The sequence below is a fragment of the Roseateles sp. genome (assembly GCF_049240545.1).
Lineage (GTDB): Bacteria > Pseudomonadota > Gammaproteobacteria > Burkholderiales > Burkholderiaceae_C > Paucibacter_A.
Map to the genome: position 1 here is coordinate 1 of NZ_JBMLSK010000113.1, position 1,091 is coordinate 1,091.

General features: G+C 58.4%; 1 protein-coding gene. It reads right to left on the reverse strand.

Going from position 1 to position 1,091, the window contains the following annotated elements; genetic code table 11:
• On the reverse strand, window positions 1–1,031 hold a 1,031-nt coding region (locus tag ACOVRJ_RS08070), incomplete at its 3' end, for a TolC family protein (RefSeq protein ID WP_422043372.1).
• Window positions 1,032–1,091 lie beyond the last annotated feature (60 nt).

Sequence of the window (1,091 nt, forward strand, 5' to 3'; positions counted from 1 at the left end):
GCAGCGCCTCGTTGATCAGCTTGGATTCGGTCCCTCTCTAGGATCAGCCTTGACTGCACTTCTATCGCTTCGGCTTGTGCTGTCGCGATACGGGCGTCATGCCTGGGGCCTGCACCAAAGGGCACGCGAATTCCAACCAAGACAGTCTGGCCGTACCGCTCTCCAAAAGCCCCACGTCCACGGGTGGTTGCCACCGTGAGTTCGGGGTTAGATCGTTTCTGGGTGCTGATCAGCTGAGCCGTACGTTCGGCCATAGTGATTCGGTCTTCCAATTCAGCCAGTAATGGATGGCCAATTGACGCACCCGAACTTGGGGTCGGCTCACCTGCTGCGTTAACTGTCAAGTCAGGCGGAGCCATCTTGCCTGTCAGCGCCATCACTTGTGCCAAGGCTGCGGCAGATGCAGCTTGAGCTTGGGCGGCATGCGCCTGGGCCGCAGCCACAGCGCCTTCGGCTTGATGCTGGTCTGACTTGGCCAGATCGCCCGCGTTGGTTCGATTGGCGACATCAGCAGCCAGCCGTTGTGCATTGATCAGTTGTTCGCTCGCCAGTTCAGTATCGACGCGAGCTCGCAGCCAGCCCCACCAAGCATCCCTTACGGAAGAAGCAAGCCGCAGTTGTGAGGCGAGCAGCGTGCGCTCAACTGACGAGATTTCAGCTTGAGCCAGATCGGCACTGGCCGTGCGTTGCCCGGGTAGCCAAATGGGAACAGCGATACCCACCTCGGCTTCCCGAGCACCGCTGTTGCCTGTCATCCTGTCTGATCGCTGACTGATCTCCAGCGATGGCGGCTCGGGAGACAGCATCGAAGCAGCTTTGGCTTGTGCCTGCGCGGCATCGCGACGGGATTGAAGCGCATGCGCCTCGGGCTGCCGTTGCCATGCAGTATCAAAAACATCTTTCAAGGACACCGATCCACTCAACGCTCCAGCGGATGTGCCTTGAGCTTGGGCCGTCAGCACCAAGCCACTCAGGGTCATGACCGACAGCACGAAACGAATCGGTGTCGATCTTTTTTTGTTCGAATTCATAACTAATCTCCAATGGTGAAAACATCCAAGGAGATCAGCGAGCAGCGACAACACGTCGCT